Source organism: Paenibacillus sp. AR247, assembly GCF_002968895.1.
Taxonomy (GTDB): domain Bacteria; phylum Bacillota; class Bacilli; order Paenibacillales; family Paenibacillaceae; genus Paenibacillus_AQ; species Paenibacillus_AQ favisporus.
This window is the reverse complement of record NZ_PCZT01000011.1, coordinates 42,762-47,078: the sequence shown is the minus strand read 5'-3', so window position 1 is coordinate 47,078 and position 4,317 is coordinate 42,762. Positions and strand designations below refer to the sequence as shown.

The following is a 4,317-nucleotide window of genomic DNA, read 5'->3' as shown; positions in this document are numbered from 1 at the left end:
TTTCCGGCACAGTCAGCATGGCGAGGAGGCAGGCGATCAACAACACGCCATATGAGACTGAGCTGGCCCATACATACTGCCTGCGCATGCGGCGCAGCGGAGCGCTGTGATACACGGCTTCGCTGACCGATACGCCGAAGCTGACGGTTTCCCGCGTCAAATAAGGCATGCAGATCAGAGACAGCGACAGGGGAACGAACATGGCGATCAGAAACAAAACGGATATCCAGTACATTAGGCATTCTCCTTTGGTTCTTGGGTGATTTCGTCATAAAAGCTTTCCACAATCCGCAGCAGCTCCGCTTTATCCATGCCCCGGCAAATGGCTTCGGCGATGACGGGTCTAAGCTGAGCTTCCTGTTTGTGTTGATAATCAGGGGTGATTCCCGGCATGCCGTCGGGGTTCACGACGACCCCTTTTTGCCGGTGAATTTGAATAAATCCTTCCTGCTTGAGCAGCGTGTAAGCCTTATTGACGGTGTGCAGGTTCACGCCGATATCTGAGGCAAGGCTGCGGACGGAGGGAAGATACTCGCCCGGGGCCAGCTGTTTGCTGGCGATCCCTTCGATGATCTGATTCATGAGCTGTGTGTAAATGGGCACGTCGGACTGCATATCCAACCGGATAATCAATGATGAGCCCTCCTTTCATCAACATGCTGCGTAGTTCAAATTTTATTGTTAGATTATGAACATCTGTTATACAACAAATATAACAGTTGCGCGTACGATTGTAAATAGTTCAACCAACCCAGTGCACGTGTGATTGTAAATAGTTCGCCAAACTAGCGCAAGTATGGTTATAAATGTTTCACCAAATTCATGGACGCATGACTGAAATCAGTTCGCCAAACTAATGGACATATCGTTGTAAATAGTTCGCAGAACCATCGCGCGTATGACTGTAATTAGTTTTCGGAACTATTTTGACATAGTACCTTGCAATGCAAAGTACCTGGTGTTATTATGGTGACGAAGGGAGCGGACAAACGAATGGAAATGTCGGAATGGACTTCACAGGTCCGCAGAGGCATCCTGGAATACTGCATTTTGCAGCTTATCGCGAAGCAGCCGAGATACGGATACGAGCTTGTGACGCTGCTGGATCAGTGGGAGCCGCTTGCCGTGACGGAGGGAACGCTCTATCCGCTGCTTCGGCGGCTGCTAAAGGATCAATACATCGAATCGTTCTGGAAGGAATCGGAGGCAGGACCGCCGCGCAAATATTACAGCCTTACCCCTACGGGGCACCGGCTTGTGGAGATGATGTCTGCGGAATGGAACAAGATCAGCCGGAGCGTCGATCAAATTCAAATCTATGGAGGAGAGATCTTATGATCAGCCCATATGGAAGGTCTTATTTAGAGAAATTGAACAAGTACTTGGAGAAGCTTCCCGATGAAGAGCGGATGGATGCCGTTATGGAAATCGAGAGCCATATTGCAGAGGGTATCGCGAACGGGCAGCCGGAGGCGGCGATCCTGTCGCGTTTGGGCGATCCCCGCAAGCTCGCCAAGGCGTACAGGAGCCAGCACTTCGTCGAGGGGCATCGGAGTGGATCTTTCCGCGATATTTTGGCTATGGCGTTGTTCTACTGCACGACAGGGCTGCTGAGCATCATGGTCATCCCGGTCCTTGCCGTGATTGCCTACGGCTTTGGCTTTTGCACACTGTTGATTCTGGCCGCGGGCCTCATCCGCACTTTCGGTGCGACTTGGATCAGCATGGGCGTACCCGGTATGGAGGTCCCGACGGAATACAGCATGGTGGTTGCCGCAGTCGTCGGCGCTATCATCGGGGGGATCGCGTACTTCAGCTGGATCGGGCTTAAAAAGTATATGGCCTTTCTGTCCAGTCAATATCGAAGATCACTGCCGGGCGGCCGGGTATCGGCATAGGCATTTTCAATTCAATTTAATCAGAACGGAAAAAGACCGTACGCATAAGCGCGCGGTCTCTTTAATTTTTGTAGTTAACGGACGTGATTCCGCCTGACGCCTGGCCGCAGAGAACTGGAGCATCAGCGGTTCTGGTTGATCTTCTCCTGCAAAATCTCTTGAAAGCTCTTCTGCTTATCCGCATCTTCCTTCACCGGCCGGGTAACGGGCTGCGGCTTAGGGTATGACGGGTGATAGGGCATGATGCCATGCATATGAATCATCCTGCAGGCCTCCTTGTGCCATGGATTTTAAAATGGATGTTCATGAAAGGATGTTTATTTCCGGCTGCCGAAAACGGATCAGGTCTGTAAACGGACCGATTTTGTTATTTTTTACCCTTCTGCCAAAAGAATGAAACAGCAGGTGACGTTTTTTTTAGTCCGGAAATGGTGATTGGCGAACCACCCCATTTGTTGTAAAATTTAGTAAATTTAAAAAGGGGGGGGATTTATGAGAACCGCGTGCGTTCTTCTGATCTTGTTCATCATAGCATTGGGAGGCTGCAGCAGCAGCGAAAAGGATGAAAAGAAGCTCACCGTGGAAGACTTGGGCATTGTCAGCAAGGCGGACGGACGGAAGGTGTACTATGGCATGAAGCAGGCGGACGCTGAGGCCGTATTGGGCCAAGGCAAAGAAAGGAGAAAGGGAGAGTTTGAATACGGCTTCGGTGTTTACGCATTTTATCGGGACGGCAAGGTTGCCGCTCTCCGGCTGGAGGAAGAAGCGAAGGATCATTATAAAACTGCCTTAAATGCCGAGATCGGCATGCATAAAGACCAGTTCGAGAGGATTTACGGGGATGTTCATATGCCGACCATACCGGATTCCCAATTATCGTATGTTTTTGATATGAAAAAGCGGGTGCTTCTGGAGGAGAACAAGCCCAAGAACGATAAGGAAGCCAAAAATCTAGCTGACCTTCAGCGCGCTGGAGTACGACGGAATCGTGGATACGATTGTTATTATCGACAGTTATTCAATATCCCACGGCATCAACGATTAGGGATGTATTATCCAAAAAAGCCCCGCAGGCCATGTCCATGGCACTGCGGGGCTTTCCTATTTAAACCTAAATTATTGGTTGGCGATCATTTGACGCAGCACGGTTTGCAGAATGCCGCCGTTGTGGTAGTAATCCACGTCGACCATGCTGTCCAGACGGGCCGTTACCGGGAATTCGAACTTGGTGCCGTCTTCGCGTGTAGCGGTGACGGTCAGGCTCTCGCCCTGCTTGATGTCGTTGCTGAGTCCGACAATGTCGAACGTTTCGCGGCCGGTGAGGCCCAGGCTGCTCCAGCCATGGCCTTCCTGGAACTGCAGCGGAAGCACGCCCATGCCGACGAGATTGCTGCGGTGAATCCGCTCAAAGCTTTCGGCGATAACGGCTTTGACGCCGAGCAGGAACGTACCTTTGGCCGCCCAGTCGCGGGAGCTTCCCGTACCGTATTCTTTACCGGCAATAACGACCAGGTTCTGTCCGTTGTCCTGATACTTCATGGAAGCATCATAGATAGACACGACTTCGTCCGTAGGCAGGTAAGTCGTAACGCCGCCTTCGGTGCCCGGTGCCACTTGGTTGCGGATGCGGATGTTCGCGAACGTACCGCGCATCATGACCTCGTGGTTACCGCGGCGGGAACCGTAAGAGTTGAAGTCCTTGCGTTCAACGCCGTGCTCCTTCAGGTACAGACCTGCAGGGCTGGTCGGCGAAATGTTGCCGGCAGGGGAGATGTGGTCCGTCGTGACGGAGTCACCCAGCAGGGCAAGCACGCGTGCGGACTTGATATCCTCGATGTCGGCCAAGCCGTTTGCGAGATTCTCGAAGAACGGAGGGTTCTGAATGTACGTGGACTTGTCGTCCCACTCGTACAGCTCGCCTTCCGGAACCGGAATCGCATTCCAGCGCTCGTTGGCGGTAAACACATTCGCGTATTTGCGGCGGAACGCTTCAGGGCTGACGGACAAGCCGATCGCTTCTCTGATTTCCGCGGAAGTCGGCCAGATATCTTTCAGATAAACCGGCTGGTTGTTCGGATCGTAACCGATCGGATCGTTCTGCAGGTCGATGTTGACCGTACCTGCCAGCGCATAAGCAACAACGAGCGGCGGCGAAGCCAGGTAGTTGGCTTTGACCTGAGCATGCACGCGTCCTTCAAAGTTACGGTTACCAGACAGTACGGCAGCGACGGTCATGTCGTTGTCGGTGATGGCCTGGCTCACTTCGTCCGGAAGCGGACCGGAGTTCCCGATACATGTAGCGCAGCCGTAGCCTGCTACGTAGAAGCCGAGGGCTTCGAGCGATTCAAGCAGTCCGGCTTTTTCCAGGTAATCGGTAACCACGAGGGAACCCGGAGTCAAGCTGCTTTTCACGTATCCC

Annotated in this window: 6 protein-coding genes and 1 pseudogene; 2 read left to right on the top strand and 5 right to left on the bottom strand. The window is 52.5% G+C overall.

The window, feature by feature from the left end:
* Nucleotides 1-235, bottom strand: a pseudogene (locus tag CPT76_RS37645) (DUF1648 domain-containing protein); the annotation flags it as partial.
* Entirely contained in the window at nt 235-633 is a 399-nt protein-coding gene (locus tag CPT76_RS20900) for a GntR family transcriptional regulator (RefSeq protein WP_076175816.1), read from the bottom strand. The pseudogene CPT76_RS37645 and the gene CPT76_RS20900, both read right to left, overlap by 1 nt.
* A 360-nt stretch (nt 634-993) precedes the next feature.
* On the opposite strand from CPT76_RS20900, the gene CPT76_RS20895 reads away from it, so the two are divergent.
* Both CPT76_RS20895 and CPT76_RS20890 read left to right on the top strand, forming a co-directional pair.
* The gene (locus CPT76_RS20895; RefSeq protein WP_105444336.1) at nt 994-1,338 is read left to right on the top strand and encodes a PadR family transcriptional regulator; all 345 of its coding nucleotides are present in this window, start codon (nt 994-996) and stop codon (nt 1,336-1,338) included.
* Nucleotides 1,335-1,898 (top strand): DUF1700 domain-containing protein, encoded by a 564-nt coding sequence (locus CPT76_RS20890; RefSeq protein WP_105444335.1) that lies wholly within the window; start codon nt 1,335-1,337, stop codon nt 1,896-1,898. Before CPT76_RS20895 ends, CPT76_RS20890 begins: the two co-directional genes overlap by 4 nt.
* Before the next feature lie 122 nt (nt 1,899-2,020).
* On the opposite strand, the gene CPT76_RS37640 is transcribed toward CPT76_RS20890, so the two are convergent.
* From CPT76_RS37640 to acnA, 3 genes are all read right to left on the bottom strand, one after another.
* A complete protein-coding gene (locus CPT76_RS37640) occupies nt 2,021-2,161 on the bottom strand; it encodes a hypothetical protein (protein ID WP_181152978.1) in 141 nt (46 codons plus the stop codon).
* Nucleotides 2,162-2,315: 154 nt separating this feature from the next.
* Nucleotides 2,316-2,675: a hypothetical protein gene (locus CPT76_RS20885; RefSeq protein WP_105444334.1), complete on the bottom strand. Its 360-nt coding sequence runs from the start codon at nt 2,673-2,675 to the stop codon at nt 2,316-2,318.
* Between the two features lie 339 nt (nt 2,676-3,014).
* Nucleotides 3,015-4,317: aconitate hydratase AcnA (gene acnA / locus CPT76_RS20880; protein WP_146116377.1), on the bottom strand; the 1,303-nt coding region annotated here is incomplete at its 5' end.

Excerpts from the sequence above, each read along its gene's own strand:
- CPT76_RS20885 (WP_105444334.1), bottom strand. The coding sequence starts at position 2,675 with ATGATCCTTCGCTTCTTCCTCCAGCCGGAGAGCGGCAACCTTGCCGTC.
- CPT76_RS20890 (WP_105444335.1), top strand. The coding sequence starts at position 1,335 with ATGATCAGCCCATATGGAAGGTCTTATTTAGAGAAATTGAACAAGTAC.
- CPT76_RS37640 (WP_181152978.1), bottom strand. The coding sequence starts at position 2,161 with ATGATTCATATGCATGGCATCATGCCCTATCACCCGTCATACCCTAAG.
- CPT76_RS20895 (WP_105444336.1), top strand. The coding sequence starts at position 994 with ATGGAAATGTCGGAATGGACTTCACAGGTCCGCAGAGGCATCCTGGAA.